The following is a 23,391-nucleotide window of genomic DNA, read 5'->3' on the forward strand; positions in this document are numbered from 1 at the left end:
CGCACCTCTGGTGGTTTCTTGCTTTGGAACATCCCGGCCATTGCGCATCATTTGGAAAACCCCGGTGCCATATCGCTGGATGCCACACCGCCCATGAACGAACGCCACACGGGTCCGTCGCGCTGCTCGGATTGCTCGCCCGGCGTGCCGGGCAACGGCGCGCCTTTTGCTATCGGCGAGACGAGATGCGGTGTCACGACGATCACCAGTTCGCGATCGTTCTGCGTGTACTGCAAGGTCTTGAAAAATGAGCCGATGATCGGCAGGTCGCCGAGCATGGGTACTTTGTCGACGTTCGACATCGTCTCGCGATCGATCAGGCCGCCGATTACATAACTCTCGCCATCGCCGAGTTCCACGGTGGTATCGGCGCGACGCGTGGTGATCGCGGGCACGGAAATACCGTTGATGGTCAATGCATGCTGGAAGTCGAGCTGGCTCGCTTCCGGCGCGACCTTCAGCGCGATACGTTGCGGCCCGAGCACCGTCGGCGTGACCGTGAGGCCAATGCCATACGGCTTGTAGATGATGCTAATCGTGCCCAGCGTTTGCGGTACTGGAACAGGAATTTCGCCGCCGGCCAGGAAACTTGCGCTCTGGCCGGACAAGGCGACGAGCGTAGGTTCGGCCAGGACGCGCGCAAGATTATTCGATTCCAGCAGGCTCAAGTTCGCGAAGATCCCGCGCGTGCCCAGATTTACGATGAGGTTGAACGCGCTGCTGATAGGCGACGCGGACTGGACCTGCAGGTTCGTGGTCGCGCCGCCCGTGTAGGACGCAAGCGACGAAGGCGAGAACGTCCCGAAGGCAAACGCGTTGTTTTGCTTGAAGAGGTTGAACCCTGCCTGCTTCAACACGGATTTACTGAACTCCACGACCTTCACATCGACCTGAACCACGGGACGCACGGCTACCGTGGATGCATCCAGAATAGATGCGCTTTTCGCGCCGCCCGCCGATGCATCCGATGAACCGCCGTCCTGTTTTCCAGCATCTTTCGAATCGGAACCGGCCGCGCCATCCGCAGTTTTACCCACTGCATCTTTCGCGACAGCAAGAGCGCGCTGATGCGACTCCACGGTCGCGGCAGATCCGGTGATCACCGCCGTGCCGCCGAGCACGTTGACCGCGGGTGTATCCCTGCCGAGCAGCTCACGCGCGGCTTGCGTGGTGACATTGATCGAGTAAGTACGCGGCTGCGCGCTGCCCTTTTCCCACAACATCATTTCCGTATGACCCGCGCTTTTTCCGACCAACAGCAAGCCGCTTGCGGCGCCGCTGCTGCTTTTGAGCCAAAGGACATCGGCGACGCTCGGGTCACCTACCGCTACTCGCTGCAATGCGCGGCCCGGTGCGATTTGCCGTTGTGCGCCAACCGCGATCTCCAGCACGCGCGAAGCAGGGTCCGCCGCGCCATCTCCGCCCGATGCAGCGCTCGCGGCACGTGCGGTATTGGCGCCAAGCGTGCTTCCCGCGGCCAGCGCGCACAAACACGCCAGCAAGGCGATTGATACTCGCCGGGCGCTGCAATCAAACCGTCCTCGAACAGAACCCTTGGCTTTAATCATTTTTAATATCGACTACGTACTGCGTTGTCGCCACACGGCGGCATGGCCCCGACCTTCACTTTCAATATATTCGGTACTTCTAACTAGGTTTACGTCACTCGCCAGAGTTTCAGTAGGTTATTTTTTCCCTATGTGCGCCGCGAATCACTTCCAGATCATTCGATGCCGCCTGGACACGCGGCGACCTGGCAGCAGCCATGTCGGGTAACGGCGGCGGCGACACCTGCTTTGCCGGCTGGGCCGCAGACCCGCCAGCCAGCGTCTGCAGCGACAATCCCGTTGGCGTCGATCCCTTGTTTTCCTTCGTGATCCTTAGCGATGCCAGAAGCGGCGCCATCGCAACGGGTTCTGCCACATCGCGATCGGCGGGATTGCGCAGCGCGAGCACCAGACGCCCCGCCCCTTCGGCAAGCGTCAATGCGTCGATATCGGCCGTACGCACCGCCAGCACGGCGGTACGCGATCCGCCGGCGGCGCTCGGCGCGCGCGTGGCACTGGACGCGGCATCGCCGTTGTCCGCTGTGCCGGGCAACGTGGCGTCGCCGAAACTCAGCACCCGCACTCTCGACAACAACAACCGCGCCTGCGTTGCCGCAACCTCGGCCTCGGCGCCGGGACCCGCGTTCATGTCACGCTTGAGCATGAAAAACACATCGACGAAATTGCCCGGCCGCACGCGGTTGCCCACGGCATTGCCTTCATCGACGCGAACCGCGACAGCACGTTCTCCGGGCGCGATGGCATCGGCGAGTCCCATCGAAAGACTGGCCTCGGTAAGCGTAGTGTTCGCCGCGATCGCGATGACCGGAAGGCGGCCGATCAACGGCGCGGCATCCCCGAATTCGCCTGCTCCACGCGACGGCGCCATGCGCAGCGTGAGCGCATCGGCTTCTATCGGTTTGCCTGCAGGGAGATCGCGTGAGGCCACGACCACGGGGAAGCTGGCCTCCCATTGCACGACAGGCGCAACAGGCGCCGGCGCGCGACGCGAAAGCGACCACGCGAAGATGCCGAGCAGCAGCGCCAACGCGATCAGAGAGCCGGCGAGGATACGAGTGATATTGGCCATGTTCATGTTCGTCCGGAACGCGTGTCACGCTCAGAACAGGTTCTCCGGGTTGAGTTGCACCATGGCGTTTGCCGTGAGCGTGGCCGGCGTCGGCAATCCGATGAGCGGCAGAATAGGAACGAGCGGCTTGCTCGCGTAGTTGTATTTCAGCGAGACATTCACGCATTGCATCGATGCATCGAACGAACAAGGCGCGTAGGTCGCCGTACAGGGCGCAGCATTCGCAAGCCAGTTCAAAAGTCCGTTGGCGGTGGTACATGCCGCGGTCGCACGCAGCGTGAGCGCGGTCGCTGCACTGGTCGCCGATGGTTGGAACTTCAGCGCGGCACGTGCCCCTTCGGAAGCTGCGAGCGCAAGCGATTGCTTCGCTGCGAAGATCACGCTGTAAGTGACGATCGCGTAGAAGATCAGGAAAAAGACGGGGAAGACGAGCGCGAACTCCACGGCCGTGCTGCCACGTTGCAGCCGCCGACGGCGTTGTGTAGAAGCTCGCTTCATTAGCTGTTTCATCGCATGGCTCCGACGGTCTGGAGCATGAGACTCGCCAACGCAGAAGCCGCGAGCAATGCGGCATAAGGCGTTGCCCGGCGGCCACCGACCATGAAGGTCGCGTGACGCGCACGTCCGGTGCGCACGACGCCGTTGTCGACGTGAACGACATGTGCCGTGTCGGCTTGCCGCGCTTTTATCATCGCCCGAACGATCAGGCATACCGCGTGAATGCCGGCAAAGACGCTCGCGGCCATCCATAAGCCGAGCAGTGCATGCACGCCGCACCACGCGCCCAACGCCGCAAAAATCTTGACGTCCGCCGCGCCCATTACGCCCATCAAATAAAACGGCACGAGCGCGGTAAGACCGGCCAAAATCCCGAGTGCGGCGTCCTTCAACGTAATGTGAAATGGCGAATAGCCGATTGCCGCAAGCGCGCACGCGAGCAGCAGGCCAAGGATAACCAGCCAGTTTGGAATGCGGCGCCAAAAGCAATCGAGTAAAACGACCGCGAGTGCCCAGCTAACGAATAACGCGGCGTTAATCACGATATTGAATCGCAAACGCCAGACACGGCTTTCCAATCAATTGCGGTTTATCGCATTTGATTAAAAAGCATTGCGACACGGCCGCGCATGGCTAAGCGCCGCCTGCGTTATTGCGAATAAACGCAGTAACAGGCAGCGCCCTGTATATACCGGCGAAATGCCGATATATACAGGAGCCAATACGCAATGAGAACGTGGCGCTCTAAGCCTGGCTGCGCGAAGCCCAGGTTATTAAAGCGCGGTAACGATGGCCGTGAACACGGTCGTGAGCTTGCCCGACACCGCAGTGATGGACGTGGCAAGCGCTACAGCAATGATTCCGGCGATGAGCCCGTATTCGATCGCTGTGACGCCGCGTTCGTCGTGAGAAAAACGTTTGATGAAGTTCGACATGATGTTGCCCTCGGATATTTTTTAATGGCCATTTTTGACAAGTGGTCCGGCATTTCTGTGGATCGTAGCCAGCGGGTTCTCTCTAACCCGCAGTCTTGTGTCCGTATGCCTTGTTGCGCGTCTTGGCGCGCTGGTTCACTCGTCGATTCTCTCAGGTTCTAGATATGTACTCGATGTAGCCTCCACCCGTCGCGATGTTAAATGATGCATCCATGTAACGATTTATAGCTGAACGCTATCTTGAAATCAACGGGTACATGGCAATAATTTTATTGGTTGATACCCTTGATCGGTAAGCATTGTGGAACAACAACACTTTCTGCTCAACGACTTGGCGGCAATCGTCAAATTCTGTGTCATTTTCGTGCGCGTTGTTAGCGTTCTCTGAATTAGATGTATCGAATTGAGTTTGCCGAGTTGTTGCATTTGGCGTGGAGTTGCGTTCGGCGAGTCGTTACGCATACGCGTTCACTTTTTACGGTTCACTATTTAGTTAACGGCGGGTTTGACCTGTGCTTTATGGCGGCATACGCGCTGCAATTTTGGACTCTCGATATTTCGAAAGCTTTTCAGCGCCCGCGACAAAACGTGTTACGTCCTGTTTCGTAACGACATCGCACGGACGTTACGTTACGTGACACGTCGCCCGGAACAGGAACACTTGCACGCGCGTTCCCTTCTCATCCCGCAAAGCCATACCGCGCCTTGTACTATCTGGTTAACCCGATCGTAGTTCAGAGTCCTGCGCAAATGTCTGTGCGCAATGGCACGCGTCCTGCATTAAAACGATGGCAGTTCAAAAGAGCACACAAAACTAAATACCATCCGAGGGCGTTATGAAGACCACACACAATCACACGGGCGCACTGCGCGTCACCATTCTTACTGCTGCCATTGCGACCATGCTGACGCTCGGCGCATGCGGCGGTTCAGGTTCAACCAGCAAACAACTCGGTAGCTCCGGCTCGAGCGGTGCGATTCCCACCACCGGCGGTGACGGAAGTACGTCGGCCGGCAATGGCGGCACATCCGGAACCGGCACCGACACCGCCAGCGGTGGCAGCGGAACGGGCACAACCGGCGGCGGCTCTGTCGTGGTCGGTGGTGGTGGAACAGTCGTGGTTGGTGGCGGTGGAACAGGTACAGGCGGCGGAACGGGTGGCGGTACAGGCGGTGGGAACGGCGGTGGCACAGGCGGTGGAGGCACGGGTGGCGGCGGAACCGGCGGCGGTACGCCGACCGTGACTCCGGTCGCTGGCATCGCCACGAATGCGGGCAACGTCGTAACGGCAGTGGGCAATACGGTTTCTGGTCTCGGCTCAGTCGTTGGTAATGCCAACCTTCCGGGCGTGAGCCCTGCAACAACTCAGGCAGCGGGCGACGTTGTATCGAATCTGGGCGGCGCCGTGGGCGCGCTCGGCAACGGCGTATCGCAAGGCCTCGGACAGATTGGATCGAGCGCAAATCCGGTCGGCACCACACTCGCCAGCACCGGCGGCGTTGTGCAGAAGGCAGGCGACGCGGTATCGAGCACAGGCGAACTTGTCACGAGCGTCGGCAGCGGTGCGCTGTCCCCGCTCGCACCCGTTACCACGCCGGTCGGCACGCTCGTGACCGGCGTAGGCGGCGCGGTTACGCAGGTCGGCGGTGCGCTTGGCACGACGTTATCGACGGGCGCTGTCAGTCAGGTCACGCAAGGCGTCAGCACGGCGATCACCCCGATCACCACGATGGCCAGCTCGCTCACGCAAACGGTCGGCTCGGCGACGGGCCTGGGCGCACCGGTCAACAACCTGCTTACCACGCTCGGCGGCACGCTGAACTCGGCGGGTCAGACGGTGGCATCGACGGGGAACAATCCGCTTGCCAGCGGTCTTGGCGACGTGGTGTCCAGCACCGGGACGACGCTGGCATCGGCAGGCGGTCTCGTGAACGGCACGCCGGGCGCAACGCCGCTGTCGCCGATCACCGGCATTCTTTCCGGCCTGAGCGGCACAACGGGTGGCGCGGGCGGCTCAGGAAGTCCCCTCGCCCCGGTAACGGGTCTTGTCGGCGGCTTGACGAATACGGTTGCCGGACTAGGCGCAGCGCCGGGCGCAGCAGGTCCGCTTGCACCGGTTGCATCGCTTGTCAGCGGCGTGACCGGCAGCCTGGGTAGTGTCGGCGGCGCGGGCGGCGCAACGGGCGCCCTGGCTCCGGTTACCGGCCTTGTCAGCGGCCTGACGGGCACATTGGCCAGCGTAGGCGCAGCGCCCGGAGGCGCAGGTCCCCTCGCGCCGGTGTCGGGGCTGGTGGGTGGCTTGACGAATACCATCGGCACGGTCGCGACAGGCGTCGCTACGCCGGTTGCAGGTGCGGTCGGCGGCACGACAAGCGCCCTGACCAGCGCGACCTCGGGCAATGGCACGGGCGCTGCGGGCAACTTGCTCGCGCCGGTATCGGGCGTGGTTGGTGGATTGACGGGCTCGCTGGCTGCAGGCGTGGGTGTGGGTGCAGGCGCGACGACGACCAAATCGCCATCGACCGGCACGACGACAACGACCGCCGGAGTGGGCGTGGGCGTCGGTCTCGCGAGCACCACGGGCGGCAGCGCGAGCAATTCGCCGGCCAATCCTCTCGGCGGCGTGACCACGCTTGTCGGCGGCTTGCTTGGCGCGCATAACAAGTAACACTGAAGGCACTGCAGACGGGTCCATGAAGCGTCGCCATCCCCAGGCGGCGTTTCATGGTGAAACTTCTTCGATACGTCCCTGCGACGAGGAGGTACGCGTCCATACGCCCCTTCATGATCCCTTCGAACGCTCTAATGTCCCGCAATACATGGTTTCGCCGGCGCCCTTTGCGGCGCCGTTTTCGCATGAACGCAAACACTTGATCCATCGATGCAGCCCGCCCGGCCAGACGGCGCACGACGGACAAAAAGATCGACGCGAGGATGACCACCCGCTGCCCCGGAGTTTTATCGGGGAAAGAAAATAGACCGGCAAATAAGCCGCAAATAAAGCGAAAGTTAAGGCCGTAAGAGCCGTAATACAGACGTGTATCACTGCATCAGCAGCAAACGATGACGAACGCGGGCGAGAGCCGCAGTTCGCACGATAAAAGTCAACGAGGGCCGTACCGTGAAGATCAAGGAATGGAAATGGACGCTGCTGGCCGCAGCGGTGGCTGCGCACGCCGCTGAAGCGCAAACCAGCGGGCAAGCCGTGCGCCCGTCCGTGGCGGGTAATCCGCTCGACGCATTGCCGCAGGTGAACGCGCCGCAAAAGCCGCCGTCGGTCACTGTCGATGTCCAGACGCAAACGCCTCACCTCCAGGAGTTGCTCGCGCGTCATTTGACGCCGCAGAAAATCCAGATTGAAGGCGTCAAGACTCTCCCCTTCGATGAAATCGCCCAACGCTTCACGCCTCTTGTGGGCAAAGACGTCACGATCGGCGAATTGATGGAAACCGCGAACGGCGTGACCGCGCTCTACAAGGAACGTGGCTACGCGCTGTCTTTCGCGTTTGTGCCTGCGCAGACCTTCGATGACGGCGTGGTGCGCATCACGGTGGTCGAAGGTTTCGTAGCCGATGTAAAAATAAAAGGCGATCCCGGCACCGCGGAAAAGCGCATTCGCGCCGTCGCCGACCGGATTCGCGCCGATCGCCCGCTCAAGCAGGATACGTTCGAACGCTACGTCAACATGCTTGGCCTCACGCCTGGCGTGAAGATCGCGGCAACCGTCGCGCCGCCGCAAACGACCGATGGCGCCACGTCGCTCGAACTCGATGTGGAACGCAAGCCGTTCAACTTCGCCACGGGTATCGACATGAATCACCCGGGCCTGCAGGGCATCGTGAGCGCCACCGAAAACGGCGTGCTGGGTCAGGGCGAGACGATCGGCGCGTCGGCCCTGCTGCCGAAGGGCCGCAACGATCAAACCTACTTCGCGGTCAACGGCGCATTGCCCATCGGCACCGATGGTTTCACCGCCAAGGTCGATGCTTCGCATTACTACGGTCATCCCGTCGATAACCCCGGCCTGCCCTCTTTCGTCGAACGTACCGTCGTCAACGACAAGGTGGGTTTGTCGGCTTCGTACCCGTTCATTTTGAGCAATACACGCAGCCTGATCGGAACGGCCGGCGCATATGCGTCCCACGATGAAGACCGTTTCAAGAACACGATCACGGGCGCGCAACTCGGCCAGCGTTCGCAAGTCCGCGTGACGACGCTCCAGCTCGACTACACCGGCGTCGATACCGGGACCGTGCGGCGAGCAAGCATTAACGTGGCGAAGGCGTTGAACGTGCTGGGGGCATCGAAGGCGGCCGAAACCAATATTCCCGGCGTTGTCACGACCAACCCGATCTCGCTCACCTTCGTGCGCACGGGCGCCACGATTTCGCAAACCAACGAATGGCCGTACAAGATCGGCACTACGGTCGCCGCGACCGGGCAATACAGCCCGGACTCGCTGCCGACGTCGGAGCAGATCGCGTTCGGCAGCCAGCGCTTTGCACTTGGTTATCAGCCGGGCGAAGTATCGGGCGATTCGGGCTGGGCGGCGTCGGCCGAAGTGAACCGGCCATTCGCAATCGGGCTTGCGTTCCTGAAGACCTTCACGCCCTACGTATCGGTGGATACCGCACGCGTCTACCTGCATGGCGGCGCGGCGAAACCGAGCAGGCTGGCGTCGGTCGGAGTCGGCTTTCGCGTGTCGGATGCGAAGTACTACAGCCTGGATTTATCGCTGGCAAAACCTGTTGGCGACGCACCCGTGGAAGGCAACGGATCGCGCAGCCCACGCGTAAACGCGACATTCTCCTTTCAGTTCAACTAAGCGCTGGCCGAACGATGCGCGCGATAGTCGTGCCTGCCCGCCACGAACCAACTAGAGGAAGTCCTATCAAACGTCCATGATGCTTTAACGTATTCTGTCCGCCAACTAGCGGCAAATACAATCAAGAGACGTTTCACCTCCAGGAGGAAGCATGACGAGTACGACTGATCGCGCGCATCGGCAATTCAGACGCATCTTGCTGACCGGCGCGCTGCTGGCATCGGCCGCGAGTACGCTTGCACAGGCTGCATCGCCAGCTGGACTCTGGCAGACCATCGACGATAAAACCGGCCAGCCCAAAGCCGTGGTTCAGATCATGCAGGACAGCGACGGCACGCTATCCGGCAAAATTCTCGAAGGGATAGGCAACAACAACGATCCCACTCGCCGATGCACAGCCTGCACGGATTCCCGCAAGGATCAATTGCTCAAGGGCATGACGATCATCAACGGCATGAAGCCGGATGGCGATGCGTGGGATGGCGGCCAGATTCTCGATCCCGAGAACGGCAAGCTGTACAAGTGCAAGATGCATCTTGACGAAGACGGCCAGAAGCTCGTGGTTCGCGGCTACATTGGTGTGTCGCTGCTTGGACGCTCGCAAACGTGGGTCAGGCAGCAATAAGCCTTGCGAACGTTCGGAGGCCAAAACAAAAATCCGGCACCAGGCCGGATTTTTTTTAAGGCATCAAGCGGCGCGGCGTACGCCATCGACATAATCACCGGGCACAGTTGGAGCGGCACCGGGCGTGGCATTCGGCGCTTGCACGACAGGCACGAAAACCGGACGAGCATCGCCGTTCACCGATGTGCTGCGTACCAGATCGGCCGAGTGACCGCCGAGACCGGCTGGCAGCTCCACAGGCACACGCATACGCGATGTCATCAGCAAGTACAAACCTTCACTCGCGCCGCCGAACAATTGCTGCATCACACGAGCCAGCACGCCCGAGTCATGCCACGCCTTGAAGCGGCGATGACATGTTTGATACGACGGATATTTGCGGGGCAGCGTGGACCATGAAGCGCCGCTGTACATCACCCAGAGTACGCCGTTGAGCACGGCGCGGGTGTTGGCGAGCGGCCGGCCGCGCAACTCTGAACGGGGACGCAATTCGGGCAGAAGCGGCGCCACCAATTGCCATTCTTCGTCGGACATATCGCGGTAAGGCTTCATGGTTTCCTCCAATCACAAGTAAGTGATCAGAAGATACGCATCCGCCCGATACCCCGGTATCAGACATGTCTGAATCTTGAAATAGCGCGCAAAGCCTTACGGCAGATACCTGCGCGCGAAATTATGAGTCTCGCATTGTCAATCGTCCGTTCGGTCTATGTCCTCAGGTCAGCGATGTATCGACCAGCCGACGTTCGGACTCCAGATATTCCTTCGACTGCATCTCGGTGATCCGCGAGACGGTGCGCGCGAATTCGTTGGCCATCGGACCTTCGACGTAGAGCTCCTCGGCCGGCACTTCCGCCGACATCAGCAGCTTTACCTTGTGGTCGTAGAACACGTCGATCAGCCACGTAAAACGACGTGCCTCCGATGCATTGCGCGGCGACATCTTCGGGACTTCCGAGAGAATCACGGCATGAAAACGGCTTGCCAGTTCGAGGTAATCGTTTTGCGATCGCGGTCCGCCACAGAGCGTGGCGAAGTCGAACCAGACCACGCCGTCGGCCTTGCGCAGCGCCTTCAATTCACGCTTTTCAATGCGCAGGATCGGGCTTTCATCGGGCACGGCGGCGAGCTTCGCAAAGTCGGCGCGCAAGGCTTTGTCCGCGGTGGCGCCAAGCGGCGTGTGGTACGCCTTCACTTGCGACAACGTACGCTTGCGATAATCCGTGCCGGCATCGACATTGATCACGTCGAGCTTGGACTTGATCAGTTCGATGGCAGGCAGCAAGCGGTCACGATGCAAACCATCGGGATACAGCAAGTCAGGGTCGTAATTCGACGTCATCACGAACTGCACGCCCGCGCCGAACAAGCGGTCGAGCAGACGGTACAGGATCATGGCGTCGGCGATATCCGACACGTGAAACTCGTCGAAGCAAATCAGCCGATACCGCTTCGCCACGCGCCGCGCGAGTTCATCGAGCGGATCGGCCATGCCCTTCAGTTCTTCCAGCTCGCGATGCACCTCGCGCATGAACTCATGAAAATGCAGACGCGTCTTGCGCTGCACCGGCACGACAGCAAAAAAGCTGTCCATCAGAAAGCTCTTGCCGCGCCCCACTCCGCCCCACATGTACACGCCGCGCGGCAACTCCGGACGCGAGATCAGCTTCTTGAACGCGTTCGAGCGGCGCGCCTTGTACGCGACCCATTCGTCGTAGCAGCGCTGCAGGCGTTCGACCGCCGAGAGCTGCGCCGCGTCCGACTGATATCCCCGCGTCTCTAGTTCGTGTTCGTAGTATTCGGTGACGTTCATGGTGCGTGGGTTCAAGGCCAATTGAGACTGAGGAAGACGGACAAAAACAAAGGCGAGCGGGATAACTCCCGCCCGCCTTCGCCATGCTGCTCAAGCCTGCTGCAATTACATGTTGAGCGCGCGCTTGTCGACGGCGAGCGCAGCTTCGCGCATCACTTCCGACAACGACGGATGCGGATGGCAGATCCGGCCGATATCTTCCGATGCCGCCTTGAACTCCATCGCCACGACCGCTTCGGCGATCAAATCCGACGCATTCGCCGCGATGATGTGGCAACCGAGCAGTTCGTCGGTCTTCGCATCGGCGATCATCTTCACAAACCCGTCAGCCTTGCCGATACCGAGCGCGCGGCCATTCGCCATCATCGGGAACTGCCCGGTCTTGATCTCGCGGCCTTCAGCCTTCAGTTGCTGTTCCGTCTTGCCGACCCACGCAATTTCCGGTTCGGTGTAGATCACCCACGGAATGCAGTTGTAGTCGATATGCGGCTTCTGACCATCGATGATCTCGGCCACCAGCACGCCTTCGTCTTCCGCCTTGTGCGCGAGCATCGGGCCGCGCACCACGTCGCCGATTGCGTACACGTTCGGCACGCTCGTCGCGCAATGGTCATCGACGGGAACAAAACCGCGTTCGTCCGTCTTCAAGCCAATTGCTTCCAGACCGAGGTTGTCCGTGTTCGGCACGCGGCCAATCGATACGATCAAACGATCGGCGTCGAGCGTTTGCGCGTTGCCGTCCTTGTCCGTGTACGCGACCGAAACGCTCGAATCCGTCGTCTTCACTTCGCCGATCTTCACGCCGAGATGAATGTCGAGACCCTGCTTCTTGAACTGCTTTGCGGCTTCCTTCGAAAGCGATTCGTCGCATGCGCCGAGGAACGCGGGCAACGCTTCGAGCACGGTCACGCTCGCGCCCAGACGGCGCCAAACGGAACCCAGCTCCAGGCCGATCACGCCCGCGCCGATCACAGCCAGCTTCTGCGGCACCGAATCAAACGTCAGTGCGCCTTCGTTGTCCGAGACGATTCGGTTGTCCACAGGAATGGTCGGCAGATGGCGCGCCTTCGAGCCCGTCGCGATGATCACGTTCTTCGCCGTCACGGTTTCCGTTTCCGCTTCGCCGCTCACTTCGATCTGCACGCCGGCGTCCGTCTTGCCGGTGAACTTGCCATGGCCCTTCAGCCACGTGATCTTGTTCTTGCGAAACAGAAACTCGATTCCTTTCGTCATCTTCTCGACAATGCCGTCTTTACGAGCAAGCATTTTCGAGATATCGAGCTTCACGTCGCCCACGTTGATGCCGTGATCGCCGAGATGATGCGAGACGTTTTCAAATTCTTCCGACGACGCCAGCAACGCCTTCGACGGAATGCAGCCCACGTTCAGGCACGTGCCGCCGAGCTTCAGGTTACCGGCCGGGTTCTTCCAGCTTTCAATGCACGCAACCGACTTGCCGAGTTGCGCCGCGCGAATCGCCGCGATGTACCCGCCAGGGCCTGCACCAATCACGACGACATCAAATTCTTTGGACATGACTATCCTTCTCTTGTTGGATACACGGCACGCCCGAGTCTATCGAGCGTGCCATGAGTCCCAAATAAGGTTCTAACGCTGAATTTAAAGGGCAACTTCCGGGCTTACAGGTCCAGCAGCAAGCGAGCCGGATCTTCCAGCGCGTCCTTCATGGCAACCAGCGACAGCACCGCTTCGCGACCGTCGATGATCCGGTGATCGTAGGAGAGCGCCAGGTAGTTCATTGGACGGATCACGATCTGGCCGTTCTCGACCACCGCGCGTTCTTTCGTTGCGTGCACGCCGAGAATGGCCGATTGCGGCGGATTGATAATCGGCGTCGACAACATGGAGCCGAACACGCCGCCATTCGAGATCGAGAACGTGCCGCCCGTCATTTCTTCGATCGACAGCTTGCCATCACGTGCCTTCGCACCGAATTCGGCAATCTTCTTTTCGATCTCGGCCAGGCTCAGCTGGTCGGCGTTGCGCAGGATCGGCACCACCAGGCCACGCGGCGAACCGACGGCAATACCGATATCGAAGTAACCGTGATAGACGATGTCGTTACCGTCGATAGAAGCGTTCACCAGAGGGAACTTCTTCAGCGCGTGAACGGCGGCCTTCACGAAGAACGACATGAAGCCAAGCTTCACGCCATGTTCCTTCTCGAAGCGATCCTTGTACTTGTTACGCAGATCCATAACCGGCGCCATATTCACTTCGTTGAACGTGGTCAGGATGGCGTTGGTTTGCTGCGATTCGAGCAGACGCTCGGCAATACGCGCGCGCAGACGCGACATGGGAACGCGTTGTTCCGGACGATCCTTCAACCACTGGTCGGCGCCCGGTGCCTTCACGTCCGGCAGGGACGGCTTGGCGGCAGCCGGAGCCTTCGCAGCCGGCGCTTTTGCAGCAGGCGCAGGCGCCGGCGCGCTTTGCGTGGCAGCAACAGCCGGCGCGCCTTGCGTGGCGGCCAATGCATCACCCTTGGTCACGCGGCCATCGCGGCCCGAACCCGAAACCTGATCGCTCGACACATTCTTTTCAGCAAGGATCTTCGCTGCCGAAGGCGAAGCCGACGTGTTCGAAGCCGAAGCGCTCGTCGTGGCCGGTGCGGCTTCCTGTTGCGGTTGCGGAGCCGGCGCCACTTCTGCGTCGCCAGCAGCTGCGGCCACCGGTGCTTCGCCGGCCTTCGCTTCCGTATCGATCATTGCGATCACTTCTTCCGCGCCGACCACGTCGCCGTCATGTTTGATGACTTGCGTGAGCACGCCCGCAGCCGGTGCCGGCACTTCCAGCACGACCTTGTCCGTTTCAATTTCAATGAGGATTTCGTCGATGGCGATCGCCTCGCCCGGCTTCTTCTTCCACGACAACATGGTGCCTTCCGACACGGACTCAGACAGCTGGGGAACCTTGACTTCTACGATAGACATTATGTTTTTTCCTGAATGTATCTGGGTACGGCATCGTGACCATTGAGTTCGACGCCGTTATTCTTGGGTTTTCCAGAGCGTGTGAATGCAGCGCGCATCTAACTTACGGCGAGCGCTGCTTGTGCATTCCACATTCCAAATCGAATCACAGGACAGCGCATGAACAACCGGGGAGCCGCGTTACGGCGCTCCCCGGTCGGAACCGCTTACTTCGAGATCGTCTGCGCGCCCTTCAACCGGCCAAACGCGCCTTCGATCAGCGCCTTCAGCTGCTCGTAGTGCTTCGCGTAATAACCGACTGCCGGGGATGCCGATGCCGGACGGCCGCTGTAAGCCAGCTTCTGTCCTTCACGCATGCCTTCGCGCAAATGATGCTCGACGTAGAACCAGGCGCCCTGATTCTGCGGCTCGTCCTGTGCCCAGACCACTTCCGTCGCGTGTTCGTATTTCTTGATTTCCGCGTCGAACTGCTTGTGGGCAAACGGGTACAACTGCTCGATACGAACGATCGCAACGTCGTTCGCCTTCGCTTCGCGGCGATGCGCGATCAGGTCGTAATAAACACGGCCCGAACACACGATCACGCGCTTGACCTTCTTCGGCTCGATCGCGGTATCCGTTTCGCCGATGATCGGCTGGAACGAACCCTTCGCCAGTTCCGACAGGTCCGACACTGCTTCCTTGTGGCGCAGCAGCGACTTCGGCGTGGCGACGATCAGCGGCTTCCTGAACAAGCGGATCATCTGACGGCGCAACAGATGGAAGATCTGCGCCGGCGTGGTCGGCTGAACCACTTGCATGTTGTGATCCGCGCAAAGCTGCAGGAATCGTTCGATACGCGCCGACGAGTGCTCCGGACCCTGTCCTTCATAACCGTGCGGCAACAGCATGGTGAGACCTGAAACGCGGCCCCACTTCACTTCGCCCGACGAGATGAACTGGTCGATCACAACCTGCGCGCCGTTCACGAAGTCACCGAATTGTGCTTCCCAAGCAACCAGCGTGTTCGGCTCGGCCGTCGAATAGCCGTACTCGAAACCGAGCACCGCTTCTTCCGACAACACCGAGTCGATCACCGTGAACTTCGCCTGACCATCGGCAATGTTCTGCAACGGAATGTACGTGCCGTCGTTCCAGCGCTCGCGGTTTTGATCGTGCAAAACAGCGTGACGATGCGTGAACGTGCCGCGACCCGAATCCTGGCCCGTCAGACGCACGGCATAACCCGATGCCACCAGCGACGCATACGCGAGATGTTCGCCCATGCCCCAGTCAAGCTTCGCTTCGCCGCGGCCCATTGCACGGCGATCGTTGATCACGCGCTCGACCAGCGGATGCACCTTGAAGTTTTCCGGGATCGTGGTGATGCGCTCGGCCAGACGCTTCAGTTCGGCGAGCGGCACGGCTGTGTCGGCTGCGTCGGTCCACTTGCGGTTCAGGAAAGGAACCCAGTCCACCGCGTACTTGCTCTTGTAGTTCGAGAGCACCGGATCGACCGTGTGATGACCGTCATCCATTGCCTGGCGATACGCCTTCACATAACCGTCAGCGTCTTCCGCCGTGATCACGCCCTGCTGCACGAGCTTTTCAGCGTACAGCGCGCGCGTACCCGGATGCTTGGCGATCGTCTTGTACATCAGCGGCTGCGTGACCGCCGGCGTGTCCTGCTCGTTGTGACCCAACTTGCGGAAACAGATGATGTCGACAACCACGTCCTTGTGGAACTGCATACGGTAATCGATAGCCAGCTGCGTGCACAGCACGACCGCTTCCGGATCGTCGCCGTTCACGTGCAGCACCGGCGCTTCGATCATCTTCGCCACGTCCGAGCAATACAGCGTCGAACGTGCATCGCGCGGGTCGGACGTCGTAAAGCCGATCTGATTGTTGATGACGATATGCAGCGTGCCGTGCGTGCCGTAACCACGCGTTTGCGCGAGGTTCAGCGTTTCCATGACCACGCCCTGACCGGCAAACGCCGCGTCGCCGTGAATCTGGACCGGCAGCACTTGCAGGCCGTCCACGTCGCCGCGACGATCCATCCGCGCTTTCGCCGAACCCTCGACCACCGGATTCACGATTTCAAGGTGCGACGGGTTGAACGCGAGCGACAGGTGAACCGGGCCGCCATCGGTTGAAACGTCCGACGAGAAACCCTTGTGATACTTCACGTCGCCAGCCGGCAGGTCATCGACGTGCTTGCCTTCGAATTCGGCGAAAAGATCAGCCGGCATCTTGCCGAGCGTGTTCACCAGGACGTTCAAGCGTCCACGGTGAGCCATGCCGATGATGATTTCCTGCACGCCCGCAGCGCCCGCATGGCGAACGACTTCGTCCATCGACGCGATAAAGCTTTCGCCGCCTTCCAGCGAGAAGCGCTTCTGGCCAACATATTTGGTGTGCAGGAAACGCTCGAGTCCTTCCGACGCCGTCAGGCGCTGAAGAATGTGCTTTTTCTTGTCGGCGGAGAAATTCGGTGTGGAGCGGATCGACTCGAGGCGTTCTTTCCACCAGCGCTTCTGTTCCGGATCGCTGATGTACATGAACTCGGCGCCGATGGTGCCGCAATACGTATCGCGCAACGCCTTGACGATTTCACGCAACGACGCCTGCTCGAGCCCGAAATACAGGTTCTGCGCATGGAACGTCTGGTCCATGTCGGCTTCGGTGAAGTCGTAGAACGCGGGTTCGAGCTCGGGAATTGCCGGGCGCTCGCGGCGCTTGAGCGGATCGAGATTGGCCCATTGCGAGCCGAGGAAGCGGTACGCGCCGATCAGCGACTGAACGAAGACCTGCTTGCGCGCGGTCGCGAGGTCAGCACTGCTTTCGCGCGGCACGAAGCCGTTCGATTTCGCACGCTGAGCGAACGACTCGACGATTGGGCCGTGGGCCACGTCGTTGTGATTTGTCCCATCCGATGCGGGCACGTTTTGCAACGCATCGAAATAGGTACGCCAGGTCTCGGGCACTGACGCGGGATTATCGAGATATGCCTCGTACTGTTCTTCGACGTACGGGGCATTACCGCCGAACAAATAGGAGTTCAGCTGGGATTGCTTCATCATTTTTACGCTCACCTTTCTTCGAGTTTCTCGAGAAATAGCGGGTTACTCAACCTTCCGCAACACGGCCTGACCGTTTAGCGGATTGCGCGAATCAAGTCTGCTTGGAAGGACCTAAAACTGGCAATGCATCCGCTAGCATAGCACATATCATTAAGTCGACGCGCCGATGGTCGCGCCCGGAAAGCTTGTCTGGCGGGCTTTCGTGGACCTTTCGCGAATAAGGGACACATGCAACGGCAGGATGCGGCGCAACAAAAAAGCCACCCGAGGGTGGCTTTTTGCGAGGCTCGAGCAGGCGGAAATTAATCCACTGCGCCCTTGCGGCTGGCGCTGCGACGCTCGTGTTCCTTCAGGTAACGCTTGCGCAGACGGATGGATTGCGGCGTGACTTCGACCAGTTCGTCGTCGTCGATAAACTCGACCGCGTATTCCAGCGACATCTGGATCGGCGGCACGAGGCGCACTGCTTCGTCCGTACCCGACGAACGCACGTTGGTCAGCTGCTTACCCTTGATTGGGTTCACGACCAGGTCATTGTCGCGGCTGTGGATGCCGATGATCATGCCTTCGTAAAGCGGCTCGCCCGGCGAGACGAACATGCGGCCGCGATCCTGCAGCTTCCACAATGCGTAGGCGACAGCAGCGCCATCGTCCTGGGAAATGAGCACGCCGTTACGACGCTCGCCCACGCCGCCTTCCTTCACCGGCTGATACGAATCGAACGTGTGGCTCATCAGACCCGTACCGCGCGTGAGCGTCAGAAATTCCGACTGGAAGCCAATCAGGCCACGCGCCGAAATACGATATTCGAGACGCGTACGACCACGGCCGTCCGACGCCATGTCGAGCATTTCACCCTTGCGGCGGCCCAGTTCTTCCATCACGCCGCCCTGGTTTGCATCTTCCATGTCGACGGTCAGGTTTTCGTACGGCTCATGCTTCACGCCGTCGACTTCGGTCATGACCACGCGCGGACGCGACACGGCGAGTTCGTAACCTTCCCGACGCATGTTTTCCACGAGAATGGTCAGGTGCAGTTCGCCGCGACCCGACACTTCGAACGTGGTTTCGTCGCCGGTTTCCTTCACGCGCAACGCCACGTTGTGATTCAGTTCCTTCATCAGGCGATCGCGAATCTGGCGGCTCGTGACGAACTTGCCTTCGCGTCCTGCCAGCGGCGAGGAGTTCACGAGGAAGTTCATGGTCAGCGTGGGTTCGTCCACGGTGATCATGGGCAGCGCTTCCGGAACGTCCGGCGCGCAGATGGTCACGCCAATGCCGATTTCTTCAATGCCGTTGATCAGCACGATATCGCCGGCTTCAGCCGATTCGACCTGCACGCGCTCCAGGCCCTTGAACGACAGAACCTGGTTGATCTTGCGGTTGATGATCGCGCCATCCGGGCCTGAACGAACGGCCACCGACATACCCGGCTTGATACGGCCACGGGTGATCCGGCCAACGCCGATACGGCCAACGTACGACGAATAATCCAGCGACGTGATTTGCAACTGCAGCGGCGCTTCCGGATCGGCCGGGCGAACCGGAACGTGTTCCAGGACTGCGTCGAACAGAGGACGCATGTCGCCTTCGCGCACGTCCGGCTTCAATCCTGCGTAACCATTCAAACCCGATGCATACACGATCGGGAAATCGAGTTGTTCGTCAGTGGCGCCGAGTTTGTCGAACAGGTCGAACGTCTGGTTGATCACCCAGTCGATCCGCGCGCCCGGCCGGTCAACCTTGTTGATCACCACGATTGGCTTGAGACCAAGCGCAAGCGCTTTCTTGGTCACGAAACGCGTCTGCGGCATCGGACCTTCTACGGCGTCCACCAGCAGCAACACGGAGTCGACCATCGACAGCACGCGTTCCACTTCGCCGCCGAAGTCGGCGTGTCCCGGCGTGTCGACAATATTGATGTGCGTGCCTTCGTACTCGACCGCGCAGTTCTTCGAAAGGATCGTGATGCCACGTTCCTTTTCAATGTCGTTCGAGTCCATCACGCGCTCGACCACAGCCTGGTTCTCTCGGAACGTGGCGGTCTGGCGGAGCAATTGGTCGACGAGCGTAGTCTTGCCGTGGTCGACGTGGGCAATGATGGCAATGTTGCGAAGGGCGCGGGTCATAGGAGCTTGAGGAGCTTTGTACAGATAGTTGAGCGCCGTGGGTGCAAGCTAGTTGTCAGCAAATGGAATTAGCCGTGGAACGAACATGAAGACAATCCACTTCCCCGCACTCGGCGCGATGGGAACCCGAGAGTGTAGCACGGCGGCGTGTCCTCTTCTTCCTCGATGTGCAATAGGACGAAACCCGGAAGGGTTTTTGCCTCAATTCTCCTTTCCGAGATAGCCGAAAACCCCTGTCAACGCCTATCGTCGGGCATTTGCCAGGGCGATTCGAATCTCAAAATAACAACAATCTTTGGTTGGCCGGCTCAATGCGAGCACATCAGAACGGATCTGAAAGTACTTGCCGCGTCAATGAACTGCCTTTTATAATCTTGCATAGTCAATTATTGCAAGCGCACGAGTATCCATGAGCGACGTCGAACAGCCGGTTCCTGAAATTGCCAACTATGTGCTTTGCGAGAGCGTCGGCTATCTGCTTAGCCGCGTGCGCTCCACGCTCTGGAACAACGTGACGCAACTCACCATGGCCGACCTCGGCATTACGAGCACGCAAGCGAGCATCATGTTCATGCTCGCGAGCGGACGCAGTCTTGCAGCGGCAGATCTCGCGCGTGAATACGGTATCGATGCAAGCGCCGTCACCCGCCTGATCGACCGGCTGGAAAAGCGCGGACTCATTACCCGCGTGCGCAGCGAGGAAGACAGGCGCGTTGTTCGCCTTGCATTGACACCGGAAGGCCGCGAGCTTGCCGGACAGATTCCGGCTATTTTCACGAAGGTGCTGGACAAGCTTCTCGGCGGTTTTACACCCGAGGAAGTCGGATTTTTGAAGAGTATGCTGCGCCGGATCCTGCTCAATTCGGGCGATCCGGCAGCCATCGCGCTGATCAGCGGGTACGAAAGCTCCACGCCAAAAGCGACTTCCTGACCAGGGCGGCGCATTCCCTTAATCCAAGCTCATATTCTGAAGACGCACTTCAGCGGCCCCCTTATCGGGTAATAAAACTGAAAGAAATTGGTTGCTGCGTCCATCTTTACATATCATCTCCGAGAGTCGAGCGATGAAATTCCCTGATTCGTCCGCGTCCGTATTCGCGACGTCTACAACAAGTTTGAAACGCAGCGCTTTGGCCGCTGCCGTGCTGGTCCTTGCAGGCTGCGCCAACTACGCGGGCATTTCGAGCGACAAGCAGATCACCGAGCCGCAGAGCGATGCGCTGCAAGCCACGCAAAGCGTGCCGTCGCAAGGCGGCCAGTGGCCATCGCTCGACTGGGCGAAGCAATTCGGCGATCCGCAATTGCCGCAGCTGATCGACGAAGCGCTTGCCGGCAATCCGTCGATCGCGCAGGCGCAGGCGCGGATCGCGAAGGCATCGTCTTATATAGAGAGCTCGCGAGCCGGGCTATATCCGAAGGTAAACGGCTCGTATTCGTGGAGTCGCGAGCTTTTCTCCGCGAACGCGCTCTACCCGCCTCCGTACGGCGGCACCTGGTATAGCGAGAACAATGCGCTGGTGAGCGCGTCGTGGGACCTGGACTTGTGGGGCAAGAACCGCTCGCGTCTGAATCAGGCCGTCTCGCAGCAAAAGGCCGCCGAGGCCGACATGCAGCAGGCGCGCGTGACGCTGGCGGCATCGGTTGCGCAGACGTACAACCAGCTCGCGCTGCTCTACGCTTTGCGCGATGTCGCCCAGCGCGAGATTGCGAACCGCACCGACGTAGGCCGCATCACGAACGGCCGCGTGACTGCCGGGCTCGATACCAACGTCGAAATCCGCACGGCCGAAGGCAATATCGCGACGAGCCAGACGAATCTGTCCGAGCTCGACGGCCAGATCACGACCACGCGTTACCAACTCGGCGCGCTGCTCGGCCAGGGACCGGACCGCGGCCTGAAAATCGCGAACCCGGTGCTCACTTCCAGGATCGACGTCACGTTGCCGGACAACGTACCCGCCGACCTGATTGCGCGCCGGCCGGACATTGTCGCGGCGCGCTGGCAGGTGGAAGCGGCGACGTCGAACGTGAAGGAAGCGAAGGCCGAGTTTTTCCCCGATATCAATCTGTCGGCGGCGGCAGGCTTCGACGCCTTCGGATGGGGCCGATTCTTCACCTCCAGCAGCCGCCAGTTCAACGCGGGCCCGGCCATCCATTTGCCGATCTTCGACGCCGGCGCGTTGCGCGCACAGCTGAAAGGCCGTTATGCGGACTTCGATCTCGACATCGCGAACTACAACCAGACGCTGGTGAACGCGCTGAACGATGTGGCAACGCAAATTGCTTCGATTCGCTCGGTCGATCAGCAAACCAACGATGCCACCCGCGCACTCGACGCCTCCACGCACGCCTACCAGCTCGCCGTGATCCGGTACAAAGCTGGGTTGTCGCCGCAACTTCAGGTGCTGACCGCCGACCAGAACCGTTTGTCGAACGAACAAACCGTGACGAACTTGCGGATGAAACGCCGCGATCTTCAGATCGGCCTGATCAAGGCGCTGGGCGGTGGTTTCGATGCCGCCGACGCGAATCTCGCCATCGACGGGCAAACGTCGAAGACCGCATCGGTCGCGCCGAAGAGCGCCGACTGAACCAAACCGAATCGAATCGATTAGCAGCAACTCAAGACAGAGAATACGGAGCTATTCATGAGCGACTCTCAACAAAATGCCGCAGCAGCACCGGCGCCTAAAACCAGCAACACCAAGCGCCGCGTGCTGATGTCCCTGATCGTGCTGGTCGTGATCATCGCGGCGGTGGCCTACGGGCTGTACTACTTCCTCGTCGCGCGTTTTCACGAAAGCACCGACGACGCGTATGTGAATGGCAACATCGTGCAGATCACGCCGCAAGTGGTGGGCACGGTGATCTCCGTGAACGCGGACGATACGCAAACCGTGAAGATGGGCGATCCGCTCGTCGTGCTCGATCCAGCCGATTCCAAGGTCGCGCTCGATCAGGCCGAGGCCAATCTCGCGCAGACCGTGCGCCAGGTTCGCACGCTTTTCGTCAACGACAATCAATACCAGGCGCAAGTCGCGCTGCGTCAATCGGATCTTTCGCGGGCTCAGGACGACCTGCGCCGCCGTTTGACGATTGCGCAGACCGGCGCGATCTCGGGCGAAGAAATTTCCCACGCACGCGACGCTGTGCGCGGCGCGCAAGCCTCGCTCAACGCCGCGCAGCAAGAGCTGCAGTCGAATCGTTCGCTGACATCGAATACGACGATTGCGAGCCATCCGAACGTGCTTGCGGCCGCTGCCAAGGTCCGCGATTCGTATATCAACTATGCACGCAACACCATGCCGGCGCCCGTGACGGGTTATGTCGCCAAGCGTTCGGTGCAGGTCGGCCAACGCGTCTCGCCGGGCAATCCGCTTATGGCGATCGTGCCGCTGAACGGCGTATGGATCGATGCTAATTTTAAGGAAGTGCAGTTGACGCATATGCGCATCGGCCAGCCGGTTGAATTGACGGCGGACGTTTATGGTTCGGGTGTCGTGTTCCACGGCAAGGTGATCGGCTTCTCGGCGGGCACGGGCTCGGCGTTCTCGCTGCTGCCGGCGCAAAACGCAACGGGTAACTGGATCAAGGTCGTGCAACGTCTGCCGGTGCGTATCGCGCTCGATCCGCAGGAACTCGAAAAACATCCGCTGCGCATCGGTTTGTCGATGAACGTGGATGTAACCATCAAGGACGAGAACGGCGGCCAGCTCGGAGCCGCGCCGAACACTGTGTATCAGACCGACGTGTTCGCCAAATACGGCGATCAGGCCGATGCCGAAATCGCGCGCATCATCGCCGCGAACGAGGGTACGTCGGGTCCGGGAACGGGCGGCGGTTCGCAGAAGACATCGAAGGAAAAAGTTCAGCCGGCGACCAAGCAAGATCTCGCCAAGCTGATGTAAG

17 protein-coding genes are annotated in these 23,391 nt (G+C 60.2%); 6 read left to right on the top strand and 11 right to left on the bottom strand.

Features of this window, described 5'->3' with window-relative positions; genetic code table 11:
• Positions 1-47: 47 nt before the first annotated feature.
• The 5 genes from ASG35_RS25070 to ASG35_RS31090 all read right to left on the bottom strand — a co-directional run bounded on the left by ASG35_RS25070 (position 48) and on the right by ASG35_RS31090 (position 4,070).
• The gene (locus ASG35_RS25070; protein ID WP_082508600.1) at positions 48-1,568 is read right to left on the bottom strand and encodes a type II and III secretion system protein family protein; all 1,521 of its coding nucleotides are present in this window, start codon (positions 1,566-1,568) and stop codon (positions 48-50) included.
• A gap of 109 nt (positions 1,569-1,677) precedes the next feature.
• Entirely contained in the window at positions 1,678-2,637 is a 960-nt protein-coding gene (gene cpaB / locus ASG35_RS25075; RefSeq protein WP_056364101.1) for a Flp pilus assembly protein CpaB, read from the bottom strand.
• Between the two features lie 30 nt (positions 2,638-2,667).
• The gene (locus tag ASG35_RS25080) at positions 2,668-3,135 is read right to left on the bottom strand and encodes a TadE/TadG family type IV pilus assembly protein (RefSeq protein WP_056364103.1); all 468 of its coding nucleotides are present in this window, start codon (positions 3,133-3,135) and stop codon (positions 2,668-2,670) included.
• 8 nt (positions 3,136-3,143) lie between these two features.
• Positions 3,144-3,713: an A24 family peptidase gene (locus ASG35_RS25085; RefSeq protein WP_056364104.1), complete on the bottom strand. Its 570-nt coding sequence runs from the start codon at positions 3,711-3,713 to the stop codon at positions 3,144-3,146.
• Between the two features lie 195 nt (positions 3,714-3,908).
• A complete protein-coding gene (locus tag ASG35_RS31090; RefSeq protein ID WP_082508601.1) occupies positions 3,909-4,070 on the bottom strand; it encodes a Flp family type IVb pilin in 162 nt (53 codons plus the stop codon).
• A gap of 836 nt (positions 4,071-4,906) precedes the next feature.
• On the opposite strand from ASG35_RS31090, the gene ASG35_RS25090 reads away from it, so the two are divergent.
• From ASG35_RS25090 to ASG35_RS25100, 3 genes are all read left to right on the top strand, one after another.
• Positions 4,907-6,739, top strand: a complete 1,833-nt coding sequence (locus tag ASG35_RS25090) for a collagen-like triple helix repeat-containing protein (RefSeq protein ID WP_056364105.1) — start codon at positions 4,907-4,909, stop codon at positions 6,737-6,739.
• 453 nt (positions 6,740-7,192) lie between these two features.
• Complete coding sequence (locus ASG35_RS25095; RefSeq protein WP_056364106.1) at positions 7,193-8,896, top strand: ShlB/FhaC/HecB family hemolysin secretion/activation protein; 1,704 nt, start codon at positions 7,193-7,195, stop codon at positions 8,894-8,896.
• A gap of 151 nt (positions 8,897-9,047) precedes the next feature.
• On the top strand, positions 9,048-9,521 hold the full coding sequence (locus tag ASG35_RS25100; protein WP_056364107.1) for a DUF2147 domain-containing protein: 474 nt from the start codon (positions 9,048-9,050) through the stop codon (positions 9,519-9,521).
• 63 nt (positions 9,522-9,584) lie between these two features.
• Here ASG35_RS25100 and ASG35_RS25105 read toward each other — a convergent pair whose 3' ends face one another.
• From ASG35_RS25105 to typA, 6 genes are all read right to left on the bottom strand, one after another.
• Complete coding sequence (locus ASG35_RS25105) at positions 9,585-10,073, bottom strand: transposase (RefSeq protein WP_056364112.1); 489 nt, start codon at positions 10,071-10,073, stop codon at positions 9,585-9,587.
• 163 nt (positions 10,074-10,236) lie between these two features.
• Complete coding sequence (gene zapE / locus ASG35_RS25110) at positions 10,237-11,334, bottom strand: cell division protein ZapE (RefSeq protein ID WP_056364114.1); 1,098 nt, start codon at positions 11,332-11,334, stop codon at positions 10,237-10,239.
• Between the two features lie 105 nt (positions 11,335-11,439).
• Positions 11,440-12,870 carry a dihydrolipoyl dehydrogenase gene (gene lpdA, locus ASG35_RS25115; protein ID WP_056364115.1) on the bottom strand — a complete coding sequence of 477 codons (1,431 nt, stop codon included), beginning with the start codon at positions 12,868-12,870 and terminating at the stop codon, positions 11,440-11,442.
• Positions 12,871-12,974: 104 nt separating this feature from the next.
• Positions 12,975-14,288: a 2-oxoglutarate dehydrogenase complex dihydrolipoyllysine-residue succinyltransferase gene (gene odhB / locus ASG35_RS25120; protein ID WP_056364117.1), complete on the bottom strand. Its 1,314-nt coding sequence runs from the start codon at positions 14,286-14,288 to the stop codon at positions 12,975-12,977.
• Between the two features lie 206 nt (positions 14,289-14,494).
• A complete protein-coding gene (locus ASG35_RS25125; protein WP_056364119.1) occupies positions 14,495-17,353 on the bottom strand; it encodes a 2-oxoglutarate dehydrogenase E1 component in 2,859 nt (952 codons plus the stop codon).
• Positions 17,354-17,655: 302 nt separating this feature from the next.
• Positions 17,656-19,482: a translational GTPase TypA gene (gene typA / locus ASG35_RS25130; protein ID WP_056364121.1), complete on the bottom strand. Its 1,827-nt coding sequence runs from the start codon at positions 19,480-19,482 to the stop codon at positions 17,656-17,658.
• Positions 19,483-19,891: 409 nt separating this feature from the next.
• On the opposite strand from typA, the gene ASG35_RS25135 reads away from it, so the two are divergent.
• The 3 genes from ASG35_RS25135 (at position 19,892) to ASG35_RS25145 (ending at position 23,390) form a co-directional block, all read left to right on the top strand.
• Complete coding sequence (locus tag ASG35_RS25135) at positions 19,892-20,413, top strand: MarR family winged helix-turn-helix transcriptional regulator (protein ID WP_056364123.1); 522 nt, start codon at positions 19,892-19,894, stop codon at positions 20,411-20,413.
• 133 nt (positions 20,414-20,546) lie between these two features.
• Positions 20,547-22,073, top strand: a complete 1,527-nt coding sequence (locus tag ASG35_RS25140) for an efflux transporter outer membrane subunit (protein WP_056364125.1) — start codon at positions 20,547-20,549, stop codon at positions 22,071-22,073.
• A 57-nt stretch (positions 22,074-22,130) separates the two neighbouring features.
• Positions 22,131-23,390 carry an HlyD family secretion protein gene (locus tag ASG35_RS25145; RefSeq protein ID WP_056364127.1) on the top strand — a complete coding sequence of 420 codons (1,260 nt, stop codon included), beginning with the start codon at positions 22,131-22,133 and terminating at the stop codon, positions 23,388-23,390.
• The last annotated feature ends 1 nt before the right edge of the window (position 23,391 follow it).

This window comes from Burkholderia sp. Leaf177 (assembly GCF_001424345.1).
GTDB lineage: Bacteria > Pseudomonadota > Gammaproteobacteria > Burkholderiales > Burkholderiaceae > Caballeronia.